The 25,209-nt window shown below is 68.1% G+C and carries 25 protein-coding genes, 1 tRNA gene and 1 other RNA gene; 7 read left to right on the top strand and 20 right to left on the bottom strand.

From position 1 onward, the window contains the following. Positions 1 to 280: 280 nt before the first annotated feature. From BLA60_RS43440 to BLA60_RS20775, 6 genes are all read right to left on the bottom strand, one after another. Positions 281 to 748 (bottom strand): hypothetical protein, encoded by a 468-nt coding sequence (locus BLA60_RS43440; protein ID WP_154814482.1) that lies wholly within the window; start codon positions 746 to 748, stop codon positions 281 to 283. Positions 749 to 1,298: 550 nt separating this feature from the next. Then, the gene (locus BLA60_RS20785) at positions 1,299 to 1,793 is read right to left on the bottom strand and encodes an SUKH-3 domain-containing protein (protein WP_154814481.1); all 495 of its coding nucleotides are present in this window, start codon (positions 1,791 to 1,793) and stop codon (positions 1,299 to 1,301) included. A gap of 102 nt (positions 1,794 to 1,895) precedes the next feature. Continuing rightward, positions 1,896 to 2,723: a hypothetical protein gene (locus tag BLA60_RS43435; RefSeq protein WP_154814480.1), complete on the bottom strand. Its 828-nt coding sequence runs from the start codon at positions 2,721 to 2,723 to the stop codon at positions 1,896 to 1,898. Positions 2,724 to 2,933: 210 nt separating this feature from the next. Then, the gene (locus BLA60_RS45615) at positions 2,934 to 3,170 is read right to left on the bottom strand and encodes a hypothetical protein (protein WP_245812077.1); all 237 of its coding nucleotides are present in this window, start codon (positions 3,168 to 3,170) and stop codon (positions 2,934 to 2,936) included. Between the two features lie 471 nt (positions 3,171 to 3,641). Then, positions 3,642 to 4,028, bottom strand: coding sequence for an Imm1 family immunity protein (locus BLA60_RS20780; RefSeq protein WP_162292989.1), 387 nt, complete (start codon positions 4,026 to 4,028; stop codon positions 3,642 to 3,644). Positions 4,029 to 4,984: 956 nt separating this feature from the next. Beyond that, a tRNA-Ala gene (locus BLA60_RS20775) sits at positions 4,985 to 5,057 on the bottom strand. A gap of 102 nt (positions 5,058 to 5,159) precedes the next feature. On the opposite strand from BLA60_RS20775, the gene BLA60_RS20770 reads away from it, so the two are divergent. After that, complete coding sequence (locus tag BLA60_RS20770; RefSeq protein WP_342744766.1) at positions 5,160 to 6,482, top strand: phenylacetate--CoA ligase family protein; 1,323 nt, start codon at positions 5,160 to 5,162, stop codon at positions 6,480 to 6,482. Here the strand turns inward: BLA60_RS20770 and BLA60_RS20765 are convergent, their stop codons facing one another. The 11 genes from BLA60_RS20765 to BLA60_RS20715 all read right to left on the bottom strand — a co-directional run bounded on the left by BLA60_RS20765 (position 6,483) and on the right by BLA60_RS20715 (position 14,575). Next, positions 6,483 to 7,304 (bottom strand): DsbA family protein, encoded by an 822-nt coding sequence (locus tag BLA60_RS20765; RefSeq protein WP_075134616.1) that lies wholly within the window; start codon positions 7,302 to 7,304, stop codon positions 6,483 to 6,485. It lies immediately after the preceding gene. A gap of 1 nt (position 7,305) precedes the next feature. Next, entirely contained in the window at positions 7,306 to 7,803 is a 498-nt protein-coding gene (locus BLA60_RS20760) for a MauE/DoxX family redox-associated membrane protein (protein WP_075134615.1), read from the bottom strand. A gap of 125 nt (positions 7,804 to 7,928) precedes the next feature. Further along, entirely contained in the window at positions 7,929 to 8,375 is a 447-nt protein-coding gene (locus BLA60_RS20755; protein ID WP_075134614.1) for a hypothetical protein, read from the bottom strand. Between the two features lie 322 nt (positions 8,376 to 8,697). Continuing rightward, entirely contained in the window at positions 8,698 to 9,843 is a 1,146-nt protein-coding gene (locus tag BLA60_RS20750; protein WP_075134613.1) for a glycoside hydrolase family 16 protein, read from the bottom strand. 13 nt (positions 9,844 to 9,856) lie between these two features. Continuing rightward, the gene (locus BLA60_RS20745; RefSeq protein ID WP_075134612.1) at positions 9,857 to 11,122 is read right to left on the bottom strand and encodes a BNR-4 repeat-containing protein; all 1,266 of its coding nucleotides are present in this window, start codon (positions 11,120 to 11,122) and stop codon (positions 9,857 to 9,859) included. A gap of 31 nt (positions 11,123 to 11,153) precedes the next feature. Then, complete coding sequence (locus tag BLA60_RS20740) at positions 11,154 to 11,939, bottom strand: IclR family transcriptional regulator (RefSeq protein WP_075134611.1); 786 nt, start codon at positions 11,937 to 11,939, stop codon at positions 11,154 to 11,156. A 77-nt stretch (positions 11,940 to 12,016) separates the two neighbouring features. Beyond that, entirely contained in the window at positions 12,017 to 12,403 is a 387-nt protein-coding gene (locus BLA60_RS20735; RefSeq protein ID WP_154814479.1) for a hypothetical protein, read from the bottom strand. Positions 12,404 to 12,534: 131 nt separating this feature from the next. Next, positions 12,535 to 13,026 (bottom strand): hypothetical protein, encoded by a 492-nt coding sequence (locus tag BLA60_RS20730; RefSeq protein ID WP_075134609.1) that lies wholly within the window; start codon positions 13,024 to 13,026, stop codon positions 12,535 to 12,537. Continuing rightward, a complete protein-coding gene (locus BLA60_RS20725) occupies positions 13,026 to 13,430 on the bottom strand; it encodes an SMI1/KNR4 family protein (RefSeq protein WP_075134608.1) in 405 nt (134 codons plus the stop codon). The genes BLA60_RS20730 and BLA60_RS20725 overlap by 1 nt, the downstream gene beginning before the upstream one ends. A gap of 15 nt (positions 13,431 to 13,445) precedes the next feature. Then, the gene (locus tag BLA60_RS20720; RefSeq protein WP_075134607.1) at positions 13,446 to 13,928 is read right to left on the bottom strand and encodes a DUF4274 domain-containing protein; all 483 of its coding nucleotides are present in this window, start codon (positions 13,926 to 13,928) and stop codon (positions 13,446 to 13,448) included. Beyond that, the gene (locus tag BLA60_RS20715) at positions 13,925 to 14,575 is read right to left on the bottom strand and encodes a class I SAM-dependent methyltransferase (RefSeq protein ID WP_075134606.1); all 651 of its coding nucleotides are present in this window, start codon (positions 14,573 to 14,575) and stop codon (positions 13,925 to 13,927) included. The genes BLA60_RS20720 and BLA60_RS20715 overlap by 4 nt, the downstream gene beginning before the upstream one ends. Positions 14,576 to 14,635: 60 nt before the next feature. Here BLA60_RS20715 and BLA60_RS20710 point away from each other — a divergent pair, with 60 nt between their 5' ends. From BLA60_RS20710 to BLA60_RS20700, 3 genes are all read left to right on the top strand, one after another. Next, a complete protein-coding gene (locus tag BLA60_RS20710) occupies positions 14,636 to 15,280 on the top strand; it encodes a TetR/AcrR family transcriptional regulator (RefSeq protein WP_075134605.1) in 645 nt (214 codons plus the stop codon). Then, positions 15,280 to 15,789: a hypothetical protein gene (locus BLA60_RS20705; RefSeq protein WP_154814478.1), complete on the top strand. Its 510-nt coding sequence runs from the start codon at positions 15,280 to 15,282 to the stop codon at positions 15,787 to 15,789. Before BLA60_RS20710 ends, BLA60_RS20705 begins: the two co-directional genes overlap by 1 nt. 256 nt (positions 15,790 to 16,045) lie before the next feature. After that, positions 16,046 to 17,050, top strand: coding sequence for a YncE family protein (locus BLA60_RS20700; RefSeq protein WP_162292988.1), 1,005 nt, complete (start codon positions 16,046 to 16,048; stop codon positions 17,048 to 17,050). 317 nt (positions 17,051 to 17,367) lie between these two features. Here BLA60_RS20700 and ssrA read toward each other — a convergent pair. After that, positions 17,368 to 17,742: a transfer-messenger RNA gene (gene ssrA / locus BLA60_RS20695) on the bottom strand. Positions 17,743 to 17,920: 178 nt separating this feature from the next. Between ssrA and BLA60_RS20690 the strand changes: the two genes are divergently transcribed. The 3 genes from BLA60_RS20690 (at position 17,921) to BLA60_RS20680 (ending at position 20,483) form a co-directional block, all read left to right on the top strand. Continuing rightward, positions 17,921 to 18,616, top strand: coding sequence for a sensor domain-containing protein (locus BLA60_RS20690; RefSeq protein ID WP_075134602.1), 696 nt, complete (start codon positions 17,921 to 17,923; stop codon positions 18,614 to 18,616). Between the two features lie 152 nt (positions 18,617 to 18,768). After that, a complete protein-coding gene (locus tag BLA60_RS20685; RefSeq protein ID WP_084735169.1) occupies positions 18,769 to 19,851 on the top strand; it encodes a sensor histidine kinase in 1,083 nt (360 codons plus the stop codon). Beyond that, positions 19,839 to 20,483: a response regulator transcription factor gene (locus tag BLA60_RS20680; RefSeq protein WP_075134601.1), complete on the top strand. Its 645-nt coding sequence runs from the start codon at positions 19,839 to 19,841 to the stop codon at positions 20,481 to 20,483. The genes BLA60_RS20685 and BLA60_RS20680 overlap by 13 nt, the downstream gene beginning before the upstream one ends. Here the strand turns inward: BLA60_RS20680 and BLA60_RS20675 are convergent. Both BLA60_RS20675 and lon read right to left on the bottom strand, forming a co-directional pair. Further along, a complete protein-coding gene (locus BLA60_RS20675; protein WP_075134600.1) occupies positions 20,480 to 22,720 on the bottom strand; it encodes a hypothetical protein in 2,241 nt (746 codons plus the stop codon). The two genes, BLA60_RS20680 and BLA60_RS20675, sit on opposite strands and share 4 nt — an antisense overlap. A gap of 97 nt (positions 22,721 to 22,817) precedes the next feature. Next, positions 22,818 to 25,187, bottom strand: a complete 2,370-nt coding sequence (gene lon, locus BLA60_RS20670) for an endopeptidase La (RefSeq protein ID WP_075134599.1) — start codon at positions 25,185 to 25,187, stop codon at positions 22,818 to 22,820. Positions 25,188 to 25,209: the final 22 nt, after the last annotated feature.

Raw genomic sequence — 25,209 nt, 5'->3', positions numbered from 1 at the left:
CAGGGCGACCAACGAGATGACCAGGGAAAGTTGGGCCACATTGCCTTCGCGAGCCAGCACAACCGGCGTTCCTGTCATCGTTATTCCCCAATATCAGCGAACACAGACGCGCGTCAGCCTACACCAGCGAGCACATGTGCTCACTAGCCTATGGGCACATTAAACGCCACATCGTTGGCGGTCGTCACTTTATTGTTCACCGTTCACAGATGATCATTAGGAAAAACTATCAAGCCCATGTTCCGTTACCCCGAGGCCCCAATATATACTACAACATATTCTATCCGATTGCATCTTGCGCGCGATCTCGTATTTCCAACGGGAGATCCCCCCGGACCACTATCTCGGAAACTAGACTCTGGATCAATATTTGATCGAACTCATCTCGTCGAGTCATTTCGATCACCCACCCAGCAGCCAGCTGCATCCAGTACAACCGGCCAGACCTCCATGCAGTTTCGACCGTCAGCTCCATGAGCCTCTCAGGTGTTGAAACCCCTCCTTTGTCGAATTTTAGCCACCAGCGAGAAAACTCAGCCAGCACTCTGGAAAGATCCTGTTCCAGGTAAGGCCACATAGGAACAAATTTGGCGTCAACAAGGGAAGCCCGCCCTTCCGACTCTGTACCTACCCCGATGCGCCCATCAGGCATGATGCCAATCCATGCGCCATTACCCCGATACAACACCGGATTCCATTCAGTCATATTAACCCCATGGTCTATAGTCAAAACCGATTCCTCGATCACTCATGAATTGCACAAACTGGTTCCGGGTGACGACCGCCCATCGATGTCCGTAGTGATCACTTACGGGGAGCCGGCCCACCACTGAACCACCTCGACCTGCGTTCACCTACCATGAACGGACGTTCACTGACCAGCAGGAGCCATGTTTCCACAGGTCATCACACGTGTTGATCTACGTCAACACGGTACGGGTCACTCGACCTCAGCGCCCGCCGCTCCAGGCGTCCTGTCACCGAAGATGGGTGCTCCACGGTGGCGAACAGAGCCGGCACGCCATGGCATCAAGCGGCACACGAACGCCACTTACCTGCCGAAACGACACAGACCGACACCTTCCAACACACCCGACCGCTGGCTCTTACCAGCGGGTTCGAGTCGAACTGGACGGCGACCGGACACCGCCACCAACATTCCGCGTGCCGCATTCAGCACTGGTATCAGCGCGCCTCTCAACGAGCGAAATCCGGCCGAACAGGACCAGCTCCAACCCGCGGAACCATCACCGGATCACGCCCCCCACACGCCAACCCGCAGACGCAGGGGCACACAGTCACAGACGCTGAACAAATCCCTCAACCAAGATCAAATTCTCTAACGCGTCCAGAAAATTACCTCCCAGTGATCCAAACTCATTGTCATACCCACCGTACCAACTACCATCTTCACCGATCATCAAAATGAGATGTCCACCATAGGCTTCCCCAACGGGCGCCAATAGCACTCCAGCACGTCGCGAATAGATCTCAACCCGATCCGCCTCAATCGCACCACCGGCACCCTTGCCGGAAAATGACAGCACATCACGGTACCCCGCGCGATCGAAATGAATAACTATACCAGAATACCGTTGAAGAAAATCGACAACAACGGGAAAGACTGGAAACCCGTCAATCCTGAACGCATTCAAATCTTCGACTATGTCGACACGACGATCAGGTGACCAATTCGCTTCAAGCAAGGCCCGTACTGCTAGACGTTCAGTCATCATCCACCTGGTACCCATGATGCACAGCTTCTGCAAGGTGGCAGAATAAGACTTCGGCATGATCGCCAGCCTCCCAGACAAGCCATCGACTCCACCAACCCGACTCCATTATCCGGGGGCAACGCCATCACCTCATCGGGTAGGTAGGGACGTTGCGCTGGGCTATCCGAGATAGCGTCGGCTCCACACGTAAAGCATCTGGTTGGTGTCGCGTGCTCGTCGTGCGAGTGCGACGAGGTTGGTGACCAGTGGCAGGATCGTGTTGGGGGTGCTGTCGCTGTACTGACTGAGGTTCTCGCCATGTGCCCAGCGTGTCGCAAGGCCGGGTAGCTCGTGATCGGGGATCGAGGCGAGCGATTCTCGGACGGACACTCCCAGTTCCTGCAGTGTGGCGGGCGAAGTTTTCCATGGGGAGTCTTCTGGCATGTCCTCGTACTCCTCCAGAGAGGACGGTTCGTCCTCGGCCGGTGGCCAGAGGAGTACGAATGGCACGTGCTCAGGGTGCCATCGGGTGTTCTGGGCCAGTGCAACCAGTTCTCCGAGCGCAAGGAACGGTTCGATCCCCCGGGCGTCGACTCCGTCGAAGGCCTGACCGGTGTCCGGCGTCAACGGTCCACCTGGGTAGCCGATTGTGGGCATGGCAGTGTCCGCGTCCGGTGCTCGGAAGTAGACGCAGTCGTGGCCTCGTACCGCGCGGCGGGTTACCCGAAGCGTCTTGGATCCCTCGGACTCTCCTTCAGGGTTCTTTTCTCCGCTGTGCCGGTGCGTCAGGATCGTGCGGACGACCTCGGCCAGGCGTGCCCACGCACGCTCCTTGGTCCCGTCTTTGCTGGTGAAGTCGTGTGCGGACAGCAATAGTTGCTGCTGCCCGCGACGGGTGTGGTCGAGCCGGGAGCCGGCGACGACCCACCACTTCTCCTTTCGATTCGAAAAATCCTCGCCAACAAGCTTTGCCCCGCTGATTAACATTCGCGACCGAGCGGCCGACATTCTCACCACCTCTCACCCCAGATCGGACAGGATGCCTATATTGTGCGCTGCGTACGCCGCACCAGGGTACCGGCCATGCCCGTAGAGTCCATAAACGAGACTCTTGTCTTTCAGCATCGCATTCTTCTCGACAATGGACAGTTGGTCAAGTATTTGCTCTTTGGCACCTGAGCGGCTATGGCGTACGGACCTGCCCCGCTCAAGCTCTCTTCAGACTGACGGTTGTTGGTCGAGCAGCCCGACGGGGTCGGTGCTGTAAGCGGCCATCCAGCTGGGGTCGTGCCGTCGGAACGGTGCTGGTCGTACGGACGAAAGTCTGCACAAGATGGCGGTGCCGGTGCGGGGAGATCGTTTCCTGCGCCAGCCCCAGCGGTTCACTGGGCCGACGCCCACGATGTCGAAGTACTTCCCCTCGCGGAAGATCGGCTTGCGCAGTTCGTCGATCACCCGCTGACATCGTTAACCGCAGGCTCTTAACCAGCGGGTTCGGGGTCGAACTGGACCGCGACCGAACACCGCCACCAACGTTCCGCGTGCCGCATTCAGCACTGGTATCAGCGTGCCGCCAAACAGGGCCGGCTCCAAACCCGCAGAACCATCACGAGATCACGTCCCAACGCCCCACACACACAACCCGCAGACGCAGGGGACCATCCCCGACCACCCCGACGTCCACGCGATCAGCGACCACACCAAAGACCCTTCACCAGCGACACCGAACACCTCACCTGGAGCAATTCCTGCCCCCGTTTGAACACGGTCATGGGCCGTGCTCCAGTTCTGCTCCAGGTTTCCGCGCCACAATCCACAACAGACAGAGAAACAGATCGCCCGCTGACCAGATACTCGCAGGTCAACGAGCGATTCTGAAAACCATTCAACTGTAGAGCTGAGGGGGTTCGACACACCCAAGGATCATTACTGCTTTTCCCAGGCCTGATCCGTGGCAAGTATCCCCGCCTTGAAGAACGCGGTAGCTGCCGACGTTGCGGCAACAAGGTCAACCACATGGTTAGCAGAATAAGCTCCCGTCTGCCCACCAGCGACAACAGTGGTCTCACCCGCAGTCGATTCTCTCGAACTGACAAGTTGCCAGAATACCGCACTGTCAAAAGTTGCATAGACAACCAGTCCAGTTTTCGCCGAGCCGCCGCAGGCAAAATGTGCCTGGCCACGATACAGCGTCACAAGCGTGCTACCTACACCGTCGAGTAGAGATATTCGCTCGACAACGTCGGCAAACGTGGGCAGCTGGTTCTCGATTTCGACGAAATTGCTATCCCAAACCAGCACCAACTCACTCATGGTACAAGCACCGTAGAGCCTCCGGGTCATACAACTGTCAGTTCACTAATCCCAACTTGTCGAGCCATCGATTTCACCGCCCCGCTTCGTCCACATGCGCCACACAGACCCTGCGGGTAGTCAATATACATGGGCGCCTCGCCCCGTTAGCCCACCCATTTTCCCGAGTTGCTGCAACACGTCGGCCTCCGCATGAGTTCGAGAAATCGGATTCACCGTAAGCGAAATCTGGCGACCATGACCACTGGTCCCCGTACAACGAGCTCATCCCGTCGACATCCAGGCGCGATAGCGTAGGCGAAACTCCTGGCCCAGCAGGCGGCGCGCCGAGAGCGGCCCGCCGAGACGCAAGATCGTCAGGGCCACCAAATCCACCTGCACCCCTTCGACCAACGGCGCCCTGGGGAGACATCAACGGCAAAGATTCTGGACAGCGGTCGGCACCGGAATACCCGGCGGCTTGGAGCAACGCCAGGTCTGCCGCACCTCCACCCAGGCTGATCAAGCTCAGCGGCTCGACTGGCCCGACCGGCGAGAATGATCGTGGCGGACGACCCCAGTTCACTCAACGTCCACCGATCGATGCCCGCAACGACGATCCGAACATCGTGCAGGCGCCCGACCGACCCACCAACGCGAGAACCCGACTTGACGAACACACGAACCCAGCCATCTACATCCCACGACCAGAACCGCCCGAAGAGGTGTCGAGGGACAAGGACGAGCAGGCCCTCGCTGGTCCAGCCTCGTCGGCCAGACGCTGGGTAGCGGCTGCCACGTGCGGTCCTGCGCCGAGCGGACTGGAGCAGGACGTGACCCCATTTGAAGAGGGTCAACGACCGCGCTCCAGTTTTGCTCCAGTCAGCGTCTCCCTGTCCATAATGGACAGCAAAACAAGATCGCCCGCCGACCATGTTCTCGCAGGTCAACGGGCGATTCAGTACACCATCTATGAGTGGAGCTGAGGGGGTTCGAACCCCTGACCCCCACACTGCCAGTGTGGTGCGCTACCAGCTGCGCTACAGCCCCGTACGCCCTCTCGGGCGTGCGTGTACAAGTTACCTGATCCGTCTGGAACGGTCTCAGTCGGGGTTGGTGGTTCCGTCGGGGGCGGGGGCGTGCTAGACCGGGGTGGTGATCGCCGAGGGTGGGTTGTTGGTGGAGCCGGATGCTGAGGGAATCAGCCCTGACCTGCGGCGGGAGGTGCAGGAGCTGCGGCTTCGGGCGCTCGTCGACCGGCTGCTTGCGGCGGGTGGGGTGCAGGGCGCTCGGTTGGCGGAGGCCGGTGTCACGCGGGGTGAGGGGCTGACGCTGGACGATCTCCCTCGGCTCCCTGTGGTCACCAAGAGTGATATCTGGGAGCGTTACCCGGAGGGGCTGCGGGTGGCCGACCCGGACGACATCGTGTGTGTGCACGGGTCGTCGGGGACCGGGGGGCGGCCTACGTTGGTGCCCTACACCGCTCAGGACGTGGGGATTTGGGCTTCAGTGATGGCTCGGGCGCTGGGTGGCGCCGGGGCGACGCGGGCGAGCACGATCCACAACGCCTACGGTTACGGACTGTTTACCGGGGGTCTCGGGGTGCATCACGGGGGGCTGCGGTTGGGCGCGACCGTGGTGCCGATGTCGGGCGGTATGACCGAGCGGCAGGTGCGGATGCTGGTCGACCTGCGCCCCGATGTTCTGGCGTGTACGCCCTCCTACGCGATCTATCTCGGGGAGGCGCTGGCGGCCGCGAACCTGCGGGTGGACAGCCTGCGGGCGGGCATCTTCGGCGCCGAGCCGTGGACCGACGGGATGCGGGCGCGGATCGAGCGGCTGCTCGGGCTGCGCGCCCTGGACATCTACGGGCTCTCCGAGATCATCGGGCCGGGGGTTGCCTGCGAGTCGTTGGACTCCGGGGGGATGTTGAACGTCGCCGAGGATCATTTCCTGGTGGAGGCGGTCGACGCGGACGGGACACCGGTGCCGGACGGGACGCCGGGTGAGCTGGTGTTCACGACGCTCACCAAGACCGGGATGCCGCTGCTGCGGTACCGCTCGGGGGATGTCGCCACGTTGGCGGGGCCGGTCGAGGGGGCTCCCCGGACGTTGCGGCGGATGTCGAAGGTGCTCGGGCGTACCGACGACATGCTGGTGGTTCGGGGGGTGAACGTGTTCCCGACCGAGATCGAGGCCGTCGTGTTGGGGGACGAGCGGGTGGGGCCGCACTACCTCGTGGTCGAGGACCGGCGGGTGGCGGCGCGGGCGGAGTTGCGGGTCGTGGTCGAGCCGAGAGGTGAGAGCGCCGGCAGCCTCGGCGACGACCTGGTCGGGGCGTTGCGGGAACGGCTGGGGATCACCTGTGTGGTGCACGTCGTCGCGCGGGGGACGGTGCCGCGGACCGAGGTGGGCAAGGCGCGGCGGTTCGTCCGGTGGACCGAGGGGGAACCGCCGCTGCCCGGGCTCGGCTAGCTAGTCGACCAGCTTCTTCAGCCAGTTCTCGTCGCCGGTGTTGACCACGGTGTCACCCACCGCGATGGTCGGGGTGCCGAAGCCGCGCTGGCCGTCGACCTCCTGCTGGAGGAACGACATCTCGCGCACCTCCGCGAAATGGGCGGCCACGGCGTCGTCGTACTCGCCGGACTCCACGCACGAGCGGAACTCCGGGGACGTGACGCCGACGTTCGTGCCCAGCTGGACCAGTTGCTGGTTGTCCCAGCCGCGCGCGCCCTCGGCCGGCTGGGCGTCGAACAGGCTCTGGTGGAAGTCCGGGAACTGGCCGGCGTCGGCCGCGCACAGGGCCGCGTTGGCCGAGTCCATCGAGTAGCCGGCGGGATCCGAACGGTCGTCGAGCATCGGCAGCATGTGGTAGCGGACCCGCACGGTCCCCTCGGCCAGCTGCTCGTGGATCTGCTTGCCGTAGGTCTCCTCGAACGAGCGGCACGCGGGACACAGGAAGTCCTCGAACACGTCGATGATGGTGTCCGCCGAGTCCTGGCCGACGGTGACGATCGCGCCCTGGCGCACCGCCGGGTAGCCGGCGTCCACCCGCGACACCGCGATCGTCTGGCCCTCGGTCGCGTTCTTCTTCGCGTTGGTGTAGATGATGCCGCCGACGACCGCCGCGGCCAGCAGCACCACGACCACCGCGCCGATGACGATCTTCTTCCGGTTGCCGGCCGGGCGGGTGGGCGCCGGGGCCGGGGCCGGGGCGGGGGAAGGGGGTGGCGTGACGGGTCGGCCCGCCACCGCTGCCTGCCGTTTCTTGCGCGCGCTGCGCTCCGCTCCACCCACGCTACGTCCTTCCCTGTGTGTCGACCGACGCCCCGGTCAGCCAACCATCCAGCGACAACAGGGTCCTCGGCCGGGCCACCAGCCAGCCGGCGAGCGCCAGGAAACCCACGTCCCGCGCGATCTCCCACGGATAGTTCGTCTCAGCGGCTGATACCTGTCCGCCACCGCCGAAACACCCGCAGTCGATCGTCAGGCCGCGTGCCCACGCCTGGGCCACGGCCGCGACGAACGCCACCAGCACCACCACCGACACCGCCGCGACCACCCGCGTCCCCAACCCGACCAGCAGCAACGCCCCGAGCGCCACCTCGAGGAACGGCACACCGGCCGCGACCACACCGACCACCGAGGCGGGCAGCACGTCGTAGGCGAGCACCGCGACGTAGGCCTGGTTCAGGTCGGCGACCTTGATCGCCCCGGACACCAGCCACACCGCCGCCAGCCCGAGCCGGACCACCGTGCCCACGCCGTCCAGCGCGCGCACGGATGGTCGACCCACGCCCGAACGCTACCGTGTCCGGTCCGGCGCACCCCGCGGATGGGCAGGTCCCTGATCCGCGACACGCACGGACGAGAGCCCCGACACACCGAGTGGGACAGCGGCGATCAACGAAGGGCGGCGCCTCACAGGCTTGTGCCGAGGCGTTCCGCCAGCAGAATCGCGAAGTCGTGGCAACCGTACCGGCGGTACTGGGGATTCGGTACGACCGGGTTGTAGTAGATCCTTTCGGCCGCGGCGATCTTGTTGACCTCCGCCACGACCTGGTGCGCGGTGAGGCCGGATGGCACCGCCTTCTCCTCGAACCTGATGCCTTCCGCTTCCGCATATTCGGCGTCCCAGATTATGCGGTACCTGAGCTGAATCAGGTCGACCTGCATCCACGTCTGACCCTTCACGTGGAACATCAACCACCAGTGTCTCAGATGGGGCTGCGTGTCCTCCTCGTCCTGCGGTTTGACCTGTTTCTTGAGGAGTATCCGAGTGATCTCACCGTCCACCGGGAGATTCTTCACGTACACCGTCGAACCTTCGGTGACTGGCATCGCCGACGCCGGGAATTCCTTGCACACCTCGTCCTCCGCGCTTTCCGTTGGTGAACCGGAACGTTCGCGCGCGCCAGGAGTGCCAGGACGGCCGCACGATCGCTGGCCGCACCGTGGACGCGAAGAAGATCCCTGGGATGAACGACGCGTAGGACGGCCGTGGATTGGGGGACACGTTCTGGCCCCCCGCCGCCGCGTCACGAGACTAACCAACCTTTTCGCCAGGTACCAGGGGCATCCGTGCAGCCGGCGGTGCCTCCTGTGATGCTCGTTCAGGCACCGGTCCGGATTTCGCACCAGCTGGCGGTGGAGCCGCTGGGCGTCGAAACCCAGCGAACTCGCCGCCCGTTCACCGCCGGACGAACTTCACCGCGTCGGCGCGGGCGCAGCCGGTTCCGCTGGACGTGAGCCGGACGTACCCGCTGTCCCCGGCCGCGAACGTGTGGGTTCCCAGCGACACCCAGCCGCTCGACCCGCCGGTGCCGTCCACCCGCGTGGTCGCCACCCCGCCCTGGTGGGCCACGTCGTAGCGGGTGTTCGGGTCGCTGCCGGAGTGCGCGATCTTCCACACGTACACCTGGTAGCTGCCCGCCGCGCCGAGACGGGCCCGCCAGGTCGCCGTGTTGCCGGCGGTGTGGCAGGTCGCGTACCGGCTCGGCGAGGTGAAGTTCCACCCGTCGACCGTCGAGTCGTACCAGGCCCCGGACTCGCCGTAGCCGTAGGCGGCCGGGCCGTCGTTGTCCAGGTAGTAGTCCTTCTGCCAGTAGCGGACGTAGTCGAACTGGGCGGTCGACGGGCCGTTGGCCGTCGTCGGGTAGGCGATGCTGGTCAGCCAGATGTTCAGGTAGTCGTGCGTCCACTGGTCGGGCGTGTACGGCGCGGTGTACCGCAGTTGACCGTCCACAGAGAACTTGACGGACGTCTCGGACCAGTCGGCGCCGTAGGTGTGCCACTGCCGCAGGTCCAGTCCGGAATCGTAGGTCGACCCGGGGTGGTGGCCGCCATCACCCTCGCCGTTCCACGCGTGCACTCCACTGTGGATGGTCCGGGCGTTGACCGAGTCGTTCTCCAGCACGTCGATCTCGGTCCGCCGCTGCGGCCCGAACGTCGTGCTCCCGTCTCCCGCCATCATCCAGAACGACGTGTGCCACCCGCCGACGGCCGGAAGTTTCGCCCGCGTCTCGTAGTACCCGTAGCGCAGCGCCCGCTTGCTCACCAGGCCGCCACCGCTCCAGTTCTTCCCTTGGTACGGCGGCGATTCGGCCTTCAGGTCGATCGTCATCAGCCCACCGCCGACCGTCACGTTCGACGGTCGTTGGGCGCTGCCGGCCTTCACGTCGGTCCGGAAGTTCCACACCGACGTGTTCGGCGCACTCCCGCTGAACTCGTCGCTGAACACCAGCGTGTAGCCGGTCGTGGGCGGTTGCGCCGCGGCCGGTGCGACGGTCAGGGCGGTGACGGCCACGGCGGTGGCCGCGAGAACTCTCCAGCGCATGAGAACCTCCGGGTTACCAGGTGTTGACACGGACGTGCAGCTGGTGATCGGTCGGCGCGGTGAGGTAGAGGTGATCGGTGCCGGCGCGCCGGATCACCGCCAGCCGCTGGACGTTCACGCCCGGCAGCAACGGGGTCTCCGCCCAGGCGCTGCCCGACGGGCTGGCCGCGAACGCCTGGTCGCCGCTGGCGGTCGCTTTCTTCGCGTAGTACACCCGCAGCCCGCCGCCCCACGCGGTCACGTCGATCGCGGCGTGGGTGTCGTAGGCGCCGGCGTACACGGTCCGCCGCTGCCACGCCGCCCCGGTCCACTCGGCGACCCGAACCTGCCAGCGTCCACCACGGACACCGCGGTACCGGTACGCCAGCACGGGTTTTCCGTTGGACAGCGCCAACTTCGCGCTCTGCACCCCGGGCGGGCCGGTGGCGTCGTCCCGGTCGGTCTGGTCCTCGGACCCCTCGACCGGCTGGTACACCACCGGGCTGGTGACCCCGGCCGGCACCGCGACGACCGCCCCGGCCGCGTTGTGGAACCGTCCGCTGGAGAGGTCGTATCTCAGGTAGGAACCCAGGTGCCGCAGGGAGTCCGCACCGCCGTGGGCCCATTCCCAGGACAGGTGCAGGTTCCCGTCCCCGTCACCGGCGATGTCGTCCGGGTAGGCGACGTAGCCGGCCGACCGCGCGAACACCGCGACCCGCGTCCACCGGTCCGCCGCGTTGTCCCACCGGTACAGCCGCCCCTCCGGATACGCCCGCACGACGAGGTACACGTCCCCGCCGTCGACCCGCGTGAGGTTCGGATACGTGTACTCGTCACCCTGGTCGGGCATGGTCGCCGACCGGTTCACCATGCTGGTGACGTCCCCGGCCCTGGCGGAACGGTAGTAGATCCAGTTGTCGCCGTGCATCGACACGAACGCGTGAACGAACCCGTCGCCGTCCACGGCGATCGAGGGCTGCTTGTGCCCGATGTCGTCCGGGAACACCGCGCACGCCCCACCGGCGCCCGGTAGACAGCCTCTGGTCCAGGTCCCGTCCGGCGCCTTCCGTCCGATGTAGACGGTGTGGGTGTCGTTCGCGCCGCCGTTGGTGGGCCCCGGCCCGCCCCAGGCGTTGTAGGCGACGTAGACCGAACCGTTCAGTTCGTCGACCGGCCGCCACCAACCGGCCTGGTTGGAACCGTCGACCCGATAGGGAACCTGCTCGGCGACGTCAACAGCGGCGACGGCGACGGGCGCCGCCAGCAGCAGCGCGAGACAGGCGAGCACGACACGTCCCATGAAGACTCCTTCGTCCGGGACGGGCAGGGATTCAGGTGACCAGCACGGTCGCGGTGTAGCCCAGTGCGGTACTCACGGTGTCGGCGGTCTCGACCACGATCTGCCCCAGCTCCTCCCGCCGGTTCCCCAGATCCAGGGCCGACAGCGATCCGGACACGGACACGGCGGCCACGACCGCGCCGGCCCGGTCCCGGATCGGCGCGGCCACACACGCCCGCCCGAGCGCGAGTTCCTCCACCTCGGTGGCGTACCCGCGCGCCCGGACCTCGTCCAGCTCGGCCTCAAGCTCGCGGAGGCCGGTGACGGTCCGCGCGGTGAAGGCGGTCAGCCCGCCCAGCAGCTCCCGCCGCTGCCCGGGGCTACACCCGAGCAGCAGGCACTTGCCGAGTCCGGTGGCGTGCAACGGGTTCCCCTGTCCGAGGAGCGTGAAGGACCGGGGCGTCAGCTCGCCTTCGGCGTTGAGCAGGTAGAGCAGCCGGTCCCCGTCACGCCGGGCCACGTTCACGCCGAGCCCGAGCCGGGCCGCCAGGTTCTGCACGACCTGGCGCGCCTCCCGGTGCACCGGCTGCTGGTTGGCCGCCGCCCCGCCGACCCGCAACGCCAGCGGCCCCAGCCGGTACAGCGAGCTGACCGGATCCCGCTCGACGAACCCCAGCGACTCCAGCGTGGCCAGCAGCCGGGAGGTGGTGGAGATCCCCAGCTCGGCGGCCTCGGCGAGATCCGAGGCCCGCAGCCGGGCGTGGCTGGCGTCCGCCAACACCCCCAACAACCGCGCCGCCCGCTCCACCGACTGGTTGTTCCCATTCTCGGCACTCATGGGGCTCCCGGTTGCAACAGCGCGTGCAATCTTCACCCAACGTAAGGGCTCGATCGCAACAGGTCAACAACTGGTACTCATCGCTGGTCGACCAGCACCCGCCGCCCCGCCACCACCGACGCCGCGATCCCACCCGCGACGGCCGCGCCCAGGGTGACCCAACACGCGAGGTTCACCTGTCCACGCCACGGCTGGCTGAACGGCCCCCAGTAGCCGGGGAGGTGCACCAGCAGCAACCCGGCGGCCAGCGCCGCCCCGAGGACCGCCAACGCGAGCCCGGAGGCTGCGTTCCCCCGGTCGATCATCACCCGCACGACCACCACCAGCACCACGGCCAGGGTCCCCCCGGCCCGCACCCCGACCGGCGTCTCCCCCCACATGAACACGTGCGCCACACAGTGCGTCGCATACCCCACGGCCAACGCCCACCACCCGAACCGCAGGGCTCGTACCGAATCCGCCACGTGACACGCCTCCGCCCGGACGACCCGACGTCACAGCAGACCGAGGCTAGCTCCGCCGCCCCGGTGCACCACTCCCCCGCGACCCCACGGACACCCGTCGTCAACCACGCGTCGAGCGGTCCGGCTGGGCGTCACACCAGCGTCCGGTACCAGGACAGGAGATAGGCGTGCAGGTCCTCGAACTCGCTGACCTCCGAACCCGCGTAGACGACCCGGGGTTCCGGCGACGCGTCGAACACCAGGTAGGCGCGGTCGAACGGGGAAGCGCGGTTGTCGAGCGCGAACAGCACACTGTTCGACCGGCTCATCCCCGGGACGGACAGGTTCCCGCGCCCGAAGTCGCCGTCGAGCACGTCCCGTACCGGCGCCTCGGACATGGTCGCGGCGATGGCACGCGGATCACACCACTCCAGCTCGACCGAGCAGAGCCTCCACCACAGCGCGTAGGCGTAGAACTGTCGGACCTGCGAGGACGCCGGTCGCGTGGTGACGCCGTCGACACACAGCAGATCCGTGACCACGACACCGCGCGGTCCCAGCTCCAGCCGGCCGAACTCCTCGGCCGCGTCCACGTCTGCCCTGTTGATCTGCTCGATCCGACCGAGCACGTCGACGACGTCCACTACCCCGTCCTCTCACCGAGCGTGCGCCCATCGAAGTCGAGGAGCAGTTGGCGCAGCGAGGACGCGCTGTGCTCCAGGCATGTCAGGTCCATGGCACCCATGTCGACCTCGTGGACGGTGGGCCGGTCCTGGCGCATCAGGATCGCGGTGCCACCGCTGTCGTCGCCGATCATGACGTGGCCCGGCAGGTACACCCCGACCTCGTACTCCCGGTTGCGTTCCACGATGTCCGCCGCGCCGAGCAGAACGAGATTCCCGGCGCACGACAGTCCGTCGGTGATCCGCAGCAGAGACCTGTAGTCCGCCGGGATCTCGTGCCCCAGCCCGGCTTCGGCCGTCAGGAGGTCCCGTTCCCGCGCCGGAGCGGTCAGCACGAACAACCGGTCGAGTTCCTCGCGCGTCATCGGTGCCCGACCAGCTCAACCGAGTTCCGGGCGGAGGAACGCCTCGGGGAACTCCGTGAGTTTTCTGCGGGTCCGCAGCTCGCGGAGGCGGGCCTTGCCACTGCCCGCCGGATGCAGGTGCTCCCCGAAGCAGCCGGTGTCGTACACCGTCGACCCGCTGGGAAACCGGCCCTCGCGCAGCCCGTCGACCAACGTCCGCGCATAACGCCTCCCCATCGGATCGTCGACCCCGGACCGGCCCTCGGACGTCCCGTCGACAAACACGTGCCCGTCGTCGAACTCCCAGAACAGCAGCAACGCGAGCCCCCGGTCACAGGCCGGATGCGCGACGACGGCCGCCGGCACCTCGTACCCACAGTCCCAGTTGTACTCCGCGACCACCGCACGGAGCTGTTCGACGGTCACCAGCTCGCCGACCAGCCGCGCGCACTCGTCGTGGCCGATGCCCTCGTGGTCGACGATCCGGCCAACGGCCTCGTCCCGAACCCCAGCGTTCATGCCGAGACGATAGGCCCCGTCGACCGCCGCAGGGTGAACCACCAGGTCGGCACGTCGTTGGTTCCCGGCGTGGCGTCGAGGAGGTCCCAGCTGGCGAACCGGGTGCGCAGCTCGTCGGCGGTGACACCCGACCAGGTGTCGTCGAACGCTCCCGGGCCGTACCCGAACATCAGCAGCCGGGCGCCGGGCGCGGCGCGCTCGGACAGTCCGGCGGCGAAGGCGTCGCGACGGTGGGGCGGGATTCCGCAGTAGCAACTCAGGTCGAAGAACAGGTCGAAGGGCCCCGGGGCGTCCAGCTCGTCGAGTTGGGTGACATCCCCGCGCAAGAACCTGACCGCGACGTCCGCGGCCGCTGCCTTCTCCCCCGCCAGCCGGACCGCGCGGTCGACCAGGTCGACGGCCACCACGTCCCAGCCGTGCCGGGCGAGGTAGATCGCGTTGGTCCCGGTACCGCAGCCCAGTTCGAGCACGCGCCCCGGGGTCAGCGCGCCGGGACCTTCGACCACGGCGACCAGTTCGGGCGGGCTGACCCCGGTGTCCCACGGCGCGTCCGCCTCGTAGTAGCCCTCCAACACACGCTGGACCGCTGCTTCCAGCTGACGTTCCTCGCCGCGCTCGGGCTGGCGCAACAGGCGCGCGTCGTTCATCGGACCCTCCTGTTTTTAGAGTCGAACTCTAGTGACTGACTCTAGAGATACCCTTGGGCCATGGCCACCGTCAAGCGACCGGACAAGCGAGCTGAGCGTTCACGGGCAACGCGCGCCAGGATCATCGACGCGGCACGCGAACTGTTCATCGCCCAGGGCTACGGGACGACCAGCCTCCAGGACGTCGCCGACCACGCGGGCGTGGCGGTCCAGACGATCTACTTCGTCTTCCGCAACAAACGCACCCTCTTCAAGGACGTGGTCGACACGACCATCGCCGGCGACACCGAACCGGTGGCGACCATGGACCGCGCGTGGTTCCGCGCCGCGTGCGCGGCCCCCACCGCCGCCGAACAGCTCCACGCCCACGTCCAGGGCACCAGGCAGATCCTCGACCGGGTAGCCCCCATCACCCCGCTGATCGCGGCCGCCGCCGCGACCGACCCGGAGATCGCCGCCCAGTGGCCCCGCGACGAGGACCCCCGCTACACCGTGCAGCACGCGGCCGCCGTCGCCCTGGTCACCAAGCCCGACGCCCGCCCCGACCTGACCGCGGCAACGGCCGCCGACCTGCTGTTCGGCCTACTCAGCCCCGAGCTGTACCTACTGTTCGTCCGAGACCGCGGCTGGTCCCCGGAGTCCTGGGAACACTGGGCCCACACCACCCTCCAACCCCAACTGTGCACCCAGCCCCCGGGAAACTGATGGAACGCACCAGGTGTTCGGCGACGTCGTGCGCCGCTGGTTCGACCGACGGCGTCGCGTGCCTGCTCCTGATCGGTGGACCAGGCCATTCCGTTCCAGAAACTACTGGCTTCGTGGCACCAGCACGCACGGCTTCCTTTGCCGGACTGGACGAGTGCCTGACCGCCGCGGTGGTCATCGCGGGTGGTGTGACGGCGGCGGCCGCTGTCCCCACCGATGACGCCGTCCCTCGTCTGGTCCAGGGCACCGTGGTGTCCTACTCCGAGGAAGGACCGGCCATCGCGTTCGTCGAGGACGGCGGCGACGGGCAACCTCGGACCTATCCGCTCAACAGCCGGTTCTGGGTCGACCGCAACGGCGCCCAGCGCACCGACGACACACCAGCCTGCCTACAGCCCGACATCTCGACACCGCGCCGCGTGGAACTCACGTTTCTCGACGTCACCGGAAGCCGATCCCACAACTTCGGAAACTTCCCCTACCTACTTTCCGTCCACTGCCTCGACTGACGACCGCCTCATCTCAGAATGTGGCGTTGTTGAACCAGGTTTCGCCGGTGGCGTCGCGTGGATCGGTGCCGAGCCGAGTCCGTTCTGGTTGCCGAACAAGGAACCCAGCTCCCCGTCCGCGTGGTTGATGAGTCGAAACCATCCCCGACGCCGCACGGCAAATTATGACCAAGTTCACTATGCAATGGGTTATTCTTCAACGGTACCGCACGCACCCGTGTGGGTACCGTTGAAGGGACCTTGTATGCGAAGAGCTGTGCTTGTCGCTTTCATGGCGGTGCTCGGCGTTCTTGGTATGACCGCTCCAGCGGCTGCCGTAGATCACATCGCCACTTCGTTGCCGCTGTCCACCTACGACTCCGTGGTCGTGGACGGCGTTCAGGGCCACGTGTTCATCAGCAGCAGGACCGATCACTCGGTCGTCGTCACCGATCTCACCGGCAACGTCGTCACGACTATGGCCAACCTCCCGGGCGCCGCTGGCATGGTGCTCGCACCAGACGGGGACTCGCTGTACGTCGCGCTTTCCCGGGGCGGAGCGGTCGCCGAGATCGACACCCTGACCCTCGCCGAGGTTGGCAGGCACCCGGTTGGCGAGGTGTGCCCGTCGGAGTTGGCCACCACCGGCGACCTACTGATCTTCAGCTATGGCTGCGCCACCTGGGAAGCCGGCGTCGGGCGGGCGACAGTCGAGCCGTTCTTCGGGGACGTGCGACGGGGCCTCGTGGCCGGGGAGTACTCGGCGCCTCTGCTGGCCACCACACCGGGGCGACCGGGCCTCGTCGCCGTGGGGATGCCCGGTCTGTCACCGGCCGACGTCAGCATCCACCAGATCGTCGGTGACTCGTTCGTGTTGCAGGCGTCCAGCACTGCCACCAGCAACCTCAGGGACATCGCGCTGTCCACCGACGGTTCGCTGCTCTACGCCGCAGCAGGTGCGTCGTCCGAGCTGCAGTCGTTCACCACCGACAGCCTTGCCCTGCGCGCGGGCTACACCGTCGGCGCCTACCCGAACGCCGTCGCGGTCAGCCGGGACGCGAACGTGCTGGCTGCCGGTGTCGACGCCTACTACGACCCAGACGTGTTCATCTACCGAAACGGCCAGTTCGCCCCGAGTCGGGTCTACGATTTCGCCGACCTCCAGACCGATCCCAAGCTTCTCGCCCCAGGCGGGCTGGCGTGGGGTCCCGGTGGCAAGTGGTTGTACGCGGTGACAAGCGACTTCGAGACGGCGCCAACGCTGAACATCCTGCGCGGTTAGCCGAACGCGGTCAGCTTGGGTCCGGGCTCGGGGACCCGGACCAGACCACCAGTGGGCGTGGAACGTCGACACCATCACCCTGACCGACCAACCCGGCGAACCTGCCCCAGCAAACGAGCAGGATCAGCCACAGGCCGCGAACCCACCACTAACCCACAGAACCGAAGTCAACACAACAACCGGCGCTGGTCATCACCCACAGCGACCACGCCGGGTCCGACGAAGCTCGCACCGTGGGGGGTTTGGGGGGGCTCGGCCCCCCAACATGATCCGGGAACGAACCCGGCGAGCGCTCTCCGCGAGCACTCGCCGGCCATTCGTGGAGGTGCCGGGAATCGAACCCGGGTCCTCTGTCGCCTCATCAGGGCTTCTCCGTGCGCAGTTCACTGTGTCTCTACTCGGCCCCACCAGTCACGCGAACCAGCTGGTGTGACGGGCCCAGCCGCTGTAGGTGTCCCGCCACGACCCTGCGGCCTGTTCGTGGCAGTAAGCCTCCTAGCTGATGCCGGCAGACCGGGTCGGAGGCGACCCCGGGCCGACAGACGTCACGACTCGCTCAGGCGGCGAGTGCGACGTCGGCCTTGGAATTAACCTTGGCGCATATTGGTTTGCGGCGACGCTTGAGGTGGCCATCCGCCTGCACCTGCACGCTTCCCCTGAATCAACGTCCAGAGTCGAAACCGTTCACCCCCTCGTCGTGGACCATCCACGCTCTGTCCCCAGTCTAACGCCCCCGCCGCCGGGGATCATCCCGGTTTCCCGCACGGTTGGGGGTAGGGAAAACCCCACCCCCAACTGTGCGGGAAACCCCATGGCCCGACCCCCTCACCAGAGGAGATCCTGGACAGGCACCACAACGAAGGAGACCCGATGACCACCGAACGCGACGGCACCCGGCCCAACCCGCCCCTGCTGGGCTCACTCGCCTACCTGGTGCTGAACCTGCCCATCGGCATCGCCTCGTTCGTCTTCGTCGTCACGACGGTCACCGTCGGTGTCAGTACGGTCATCATCTGGGTCGGCCTGCCGGTCCTCGCCGGCGCGATGCTGGTCTGGCGGGGCGCCGCCCAGCTGGAACGCGCCCGGGTGCACGCCATGCTCGGCACCTACGTCTCCGCCCCGTACCGGCCGCTGCCCGACGCCGGACCGGCGCGCCGCGTCGGCGCCCGCTTCAAGGACCCGGCCACCTACCGCGACATGGCCTACCACCTGCTCATGCTGCCCGTCGGCATCGCCGAGTTCGTCATCATGGTCACCTCGTGGGCCACCAGCCTGTGGCTGCTGCTGCTCCCCGTCTACTACCAGTGGATGCCCGCCGACTGGTACCCGACGTTCTGGAACAACGGCTTCATGCGCATCGACTCCTGGTTCGAGACGCTCCCGTTCGCCGCGCTCGGTGTCCTGGCGCTGGCCATCGCGGTCATGCTCACCCGCCAGCTCGGCACGCTGCACGCCCGCTACGCCCGCGCCATGCTCGGCACCAGCCCGGGCCGTGTCGACCGCCTGCACACGCTCGACACCGCCGGCGTCATCGACTGGAACGCGACCTCGGCGGTCCCTCGATGACCAGCCCCGAGCCCTTGTACCTGGTGCCCGACCCGGCGGAGCGGGATGCTGTCCCCGTGGCAGTTCCCCCCACCCCCGAAACCAGCGGCACCAGCGAGAAGACCGGCGACGAGAAGACCCTGGTCCAGCGCGGGTTCGGCGCGGCCGCGTTCATGATCGCCAGCTTCCCGCTGAGCCTGGCCGGGTTCGTGCTGGTCGTCACGCTGTTCACCGTCGGGGTCGGCACGCTGGTCATCTGGGTCGGGCTCGCGCTGCTGCTGGCCACGACCTACCTGGTCACCGGCTACGCCGCGAGCACCCGCGCGCTCATCCGCGCCACCCTGGGCGTCGACATCCCGACGCCCACGGTCGAGCGCGACGAGACCGGCTCGTTCTGGCGCCGCTACCGCAACCGTTTGCTGCACCCGCAGATGTGGCGCGAGCTGTCCTACCTGCTGCTCGCCTTCCCGCTGCACGTCGTCGAGTTCGCGCTGGCCATCGCCGGGGTCATCCTGCTGCCGATCGGGCTGTTCGTGCTGCCGGTGGTGGCCTCGCTGCACGTCATGATGGCCAAGGCGCTGCTCGGCCCCAACGAGAACCAGCAGCTCACCGAGAAGGCCGAGCACCTGCAGGCCTCCCGCGCCCGGGGTGTCGACGCCGCCGAGGCCGAGCGCCGCCGCATCGAACGCGACCTGCACGACGGCGCCCAGCAGCGTCTGGTCGCGGTGGCGATGGGGCTGGGCCGGGCCAAGGCCAAGCTGCACGCCGACCCGGAGGGCGCGCAGGCGCTCATCGACGAGGCGCACTCGGACGCCAAGCTCGCCGTCTCCGAGCTGCGTGACCTGGCCAGGGGCATCTATCCGGCCGTCCTCGGCGACCGTGGCCTGGACGCCGCCCTGTCCTCGCTGGCCGCGAAGTGCCCGATCCCGGTCGACGTGCACGTCGCGATCGACCCCCGGCCGCCGGCCGCGGTGGAGAGCACCGCCTACTTCATCGTCGGCGAGTCGCTGACCAACCTGGCCAAGCACTCGGGGGCCACCGAGGCCAAGGTCAACGCCTGGCGGGAGGCGCGGCCCAGCGGCGACATCGTCGTCGTGGAGATCACCGACAACGGTGTGGGCAGCGCGTCGATGCGTCCGGGCGGAGGCCTTGCTGGCCTCGCCGACCGAGCTGCCACGATTGACGGCGTGATGACCGTGGTGAGCCCCGTCGGTGGGCCAACAGTGATCCGTGCGGACCTGCCGTGCACGTGGTGATCGCGGAGGACTCCGTACTGCTGCGTGCCGGGATCCAGCGTCTGCTGGCCGACGAGAACATCGAGACCGTCGCCGCGGTCGAGGACGGTGACGCGCTGCTGGTCGCCCTCAGCGAACACCGCCCCGACCTGGCGATCGTGGACGTGCGGATGCCGCCGACGTTCACCGACGAGGGCCTGCGCGCCGCGCTGCGGGCCCGCGAGCAGCTCCCGGGCCTCCCGGTGCTGGTGCTCTCGCAGTACGTCGAGGAACGCTACGCCGTCGAGCTGCTCTCCGGCGGCGCCGGCGGCGTCGGCTACCTGCTCAAGGAGCGGGTGGCCGACGTGGCGGAGTTCGTCGACGCGGTGCACCGGGTCGCCGGTGGCGGCACGTGCATCGACCAGGAGGTGATCGCACAGCTGATGGCCCGAGGTCGACGAAACCCGATCGACGTGCTCACCCCGCGCGAGCGTGAGGTGCTGGGCCTGATGGCCCAGGGCCTGACGAACGTGGCGATCGCCAAGTCGCTGACCGTCTCCGACGGCGCCGTGGAGAAGCACGTCGGCAACATCTTCTCCAAGCTGGGCCTGGAACCCAGCTCCGAGGAACACCGCAGGGTCCGGGCCGTGCTGACGTTCCTGGAACGGGGCTAGAGCCCGCACCGCTCCCGCACCTCGCCGACCATCCGCCACGCCACGTGCGGGTCGACCGCCAGTTGGGCCCGTGCCCGGGCCAGCAGGGCGACGCCCCTGTCCAGGCCGGCGGCCGTCACGTCGTTGGTGAAGATCTCCAGCACGGTCGCGCAGAACAGCACGAAACACGCGCTCTGCCACCGGGTTCGCGGCATCGCCGAGTCCTCGCCCGGGGCGAGTCGCTCGGCCAGCGCGACCAGGTCGACCGGCCGGCGGGCCTCGTCGATCAGGAGCAGGTCGGCGAGGTGCGCGGTCACCTCGGCGGTGTCGTCGAGCCGGCGCACGGCGGCGGCGAACGCGTGCGCCTTGCGGTCCAGCTCGCGGTCGATCAGCGCCGAGGCCACCGACTCCAGGTCGAACCGGCGGGTGTCGTCGACCACGTCGATCAGGTCGATCGTGGTGCGCCGCAGGTCGCGGGGCAGCCCGCCGGACAGGCAGTGGCACAGGCAGCCGAAGGGCACCTGCAACCCCAGCAGCCGCCGGCTCATCCACCGCCGGCTCTCCGCCAGGGTGAACGGGTCGAGCCGCACCATCTCGGTGAACGCGCTGTCGAACTCGTCGCGCACCGGGATCCCGCGCCGCTCGAACGCCGAGATCGCGTCCTCGGACACCGCCACCAGGAACAGGCACCCCTCGATACCGAAGATTCCCTTGATGTCGTTGACGAACTCGTTCGCCCGGTCCGCCTCGGCGATCTTGTCCAGCTCGTCCACGGCGATCAGGATCCGCTCGACGGCGCCCGCGCGGACCAGCACCGCCGCCGACCGGCCGGCGAACTCGCGGAACGCCTCCACCACCTCGGGGTGGGTGAGCTGCTGCTCGGCGCGCTGCCGGCCGCGGGTCCAGCCGAGGTCCGAGCTGCCCAGCGGGATCCCGATCTTGCCCGACCAGCCGCTGGTGTAGGTCTGCAGGAACCGGGTCCGGTCGAGCTGGCGCACCGCCTCGACGCGCAGCGCGGCCACGTCCGGCACGGTGCGCGCCCGGGCGTTGGTGCGCAGCGCCGCGCCCAGGCGCGTGATCAGGTACGTCGCGGTGTCGAGCGCGAACCCGACCACCGCCAGCGCCACCACGACCACCAGCAGCGCGGCCGGTGTGCCCAGTGCCGGGTCCAGCGGCAGGTCGTCGAAGATCCAGAGCAGCTCCGCGGCGTTGCGCGGCAACGCCTCCAGGTAGGTCCCCAGGATGCCCAGCATCCGCGACGCCGACCTGTTCTCCAGCGCCGCCACCACCCAGAACGCGACCACCAGGACCACCGCCAGCCCGCCGGCCCTGGTCGCCACCCGGCGCCAGCGCCACCTCGGCGGGACGGGTGGCCGCACACGCAGCAGTCGTTCGGTCAGCGCCACCACCTTCCTGGCGAGCATCGCGTGCAGGTGCAGCACGAAATCCCGCGCGTCGTAGCGTGAGGGCGCCGAGGCGACCACCGCCAGCGGCGGCGCGACGCCCGGATCGCTGAACATCCCGTCGGCCGCCGCCGCGATCGACGTCGTCTTGCCGACGCCCCGGTAGCCGGCGATCGCCACCGCGTCCGAGCCGGACCGTTCCAGCACCCGCCGCAGCCGCTGCCCCGACTCGGTGATCACGATCGGCGCGTCGTCGTCCTGGTAGAGGTCGTGCACGCGCTCCAGCGACAGGGTCGTGCCGTGGTCGGCGCCGCGCCGCTCGTCGAGGAACTGCCGCAGTCTCGGCCGCAGGATCTCGTTGAGCGCGTAGCCCTGCCAGGCCGCGCTCGGCCGGCCGCTGCCGGAGATCCGCCACACGTCCTCGGCGGCCAGGCCGACCGCCACCCCGACCGTGGCGAACAGGCCGAAGAAGGTCAGCACGTCCGCCCACAGCGGTGTCGCCGCGTCGGCGACGGTCAGCAACGCCAGGTAGGCGACCACGATCAGCCCGGCGACCACCACCCGCACCGCCGGCGCCGCCCCGGCCAGGCGAGGTGACCGCAGCCCGAGGCCGGGCCACTGCGACGGCTGCTCCCACAACGACTTCCACCGCACCCGCGAGGTGCGTAGCGCCCCGAGCACCGCCGGGTCCTCCAGCACGACCACGCTGGCCTCGGCCGGCGAGATGCGCTCGCGGTCGAGCACCAGACCGATCTCCGGGTCCTCCAGCGCTTTCTCCAGCAGGGACCGCAGGTCCTGCTCGGAGCGCAGCCACGACCTGGCGGCGGCGGTGGTGTCGGCGGTCGGTCGGGTCACCGGACCATCGTCGACGATCCACCGCCGGAGGGGGACCCGTTCGGGACAAAGAAAAAAGGGGCCGGGTCGACAGACCCGGCCCCTTTCATCGCGACCGTCAGGCGGCGACCGCCACCTCGGCGGCGGGCGCCAGCGCCACGTCGAGGACCTCGCGGACGTCGGTCGCCAGGTGCACGGTCAGCTCCTCGAGCACCGAGGCCGGCACGTCGTCCAGGTCGGGCTCGTTGCGCCGGGGCAGCACGATGGTCGTGATGCCGGCGCGGTGGGCGGCCAGCAGCTTCTGCTTCACGCCACCGATCGGCAGCACCCGCCCGGTCAGCGACACCTCACCGGTCATCGCCACGTCCGCGCGCACCGGGCGGCCGGACAGCAGCGAGGCCAGCGCGGTGGTCATCGTGACCCCGGCCGACGGTCCGTCCTTGGGCACCGCGCCCGCCGGGACGTGCACGTGCACACCACGCTCGGCGAGCTCACCGACCGGAACGCCCAGGGCGTCGCCGTGCGAGCGCAGGTAGGACAGCGCGATCTGCGCCGACTCCTTCATCACGTCACCCAGCTGCCCGGTCAACGTCACGCCGGTCGCCCCCGAGTCCTTGGACGCCACCGACGCCTCGACGAACAACACGTCGCCGCCGGCGCCGGTGACCGCCAGACCCGTCGCCACCCCGGGCACCGCCGTGCGCTCCGCCGACTCCGGCGTGTGCTTGGGCTGGCCGAGGTAACCGCGCAGGTCACCCAGGTCCACGGTCAGCGGCAGCGTCACCGCCGACACCGCCAGCTGCGCGGTGATCTTGCGCAGCACCCTGGCGATCGCCCGCTCCAGCTGCCGGACCCCGGCCTCCCGGGTGTACTCGCCGGCCATCAGCCGCAACGCGTCGTCGGTGACCGTGACCTCCTCGGCGGTCAGCCCGGCCCGCTCCAGCTGGCGGGGCAGCAGGTGGTCGCGGGCGATGGTGACCTTCTCCTCCTCGGTGTAGCCGTCGAGGGTGACCAGTTCCATCCGGTCGAGCAGCGGCGCCGGGATCGACTCGATCACGTTGGCCGTCGCCAGGAACACCACGTCCGACAGGTCGAGCTCGACCTCCAGGTAGTGGTCGCGGAAGGTGTGGTTCTGGGCGGGGTCGAGGACCTCCAGCAGCGCGGCCGTCGGGTCGCCCCGGTAGTCGGCGCCGACCTTGTCGACCTCGTCGAGCAGCACGACCGGGTTCATCGAGCCGGCCTCGGAGATGGCCCGCACGATCCGCCCCGGCAGCGCGCCGACGTAGGTCCGCCGGTGCCCCCGGATCTCCGCCTCGTCCCGCACGCCGCCCAGCGCGACCCGCACGAACTTGCGGCCCATGGCCCGCGCCACCGACTCGCCGAGCGAGGTCTTGCCGACCCCGGGCGGGCCGGCCAGCGCCAGCACGGCGCCGCTGCGCCGCCCGCCGACGACCCCGAGCCCGCGTTCGTCGCGCCGCTTGCGCACGGCCAGGTACTCGATGATCCGTTCCTTCACGTCGTCGAGCCCGGCGTGGTCGGCGTCGAGGATCTCCCGCGCGCCGGTGATGTCGTAGGCGTCCTCGGTCCTGGTGTTCCATGGCATCTCCAGCACCGTGTCCAGCCAGGTGCGGATCCAGCCGACCTCCGGGGACTGCTCGGAGGTGCGCTCCAGCTTGTCGACCTCGGCCAGCGCCGCCTCGTGGACCTTCGCCGGCAGGGCGGCGGCCTCGACCCGCGCCCGGTAGTCCTGCTCCTCGGACTCCGGTTTGCCGTCGAGTTCGGCCAGCTCCTTGCGGATCGCCGACAGCTGCTGGCGCAGCAGGAACTCCCGCTGCTGGCGTTCCATGCCTTCCTTGACGTCCTTGCGGATCGTCTCGGCGACGTCCAGTTCGGCCAGGTGTTCGCGGCCCCACTCCAGCAGCTTGTCCAGCCGCTCGGTGACGTCGGCGGTCTCCAGCAGCCACACCTTCTGCTCGTCGGTCAGGTACGGCGCGTAGCCGGCGAGGTCGGCCAGCGCCGACGGGTCGGCCTCCTGCTGCACCGAGTCGACGACCTGCCACGCCCCGCGCTGCTGGAGCACGGTGATGACCAGCGACTTGTACTCCTTGGCCAGTTCCCTGGCCCGCTCGTCGACCGGTGGCACCGGCACGACCTCGACCTGTACCCACAGGGCGGCGCCGGGGCCGGTGGTGCCGGCGCCGATGCGGACCCGTTCGGTGCCGCGCACCACGGCGGCCAGCTCACCGCCGGGCAGCCGGCCGACCTGCTCGACGACGCCGAGCGTGCCGGCCCTGGAGTACTTGCCGTCCAGCCGGGGCACCATCACGACCCTCGGCTTGTCCCCCGCCTCGCCGGCGGCCTGTGCGGCCTCGACCGCGGCCCGGACCTCCGCGCCGTCGGTGCCGGCCAGCCTGATCGGCACGACCATGCCCGGCAGCAGCACCGTGTCGTCCAGGGGCAGTACCGGGAGCGTCAGCGACTGTGCCATCGAAACACCCTCCAAAGTTGAG

The organism is Actinophytocola xinjiangensis, assembly GCF_001921215.1.
Classification (GTDB): domain Bacteria; phylum Actinomycetota; class Actinomycetes; order Mycobacteriales; family Pseudonocardiaceae; genus Actinophytocola; species Actinophytocola xinjiangensis.
This window is presented reverse-complemented; position numbering and strand designations above follow the sequence as displayed.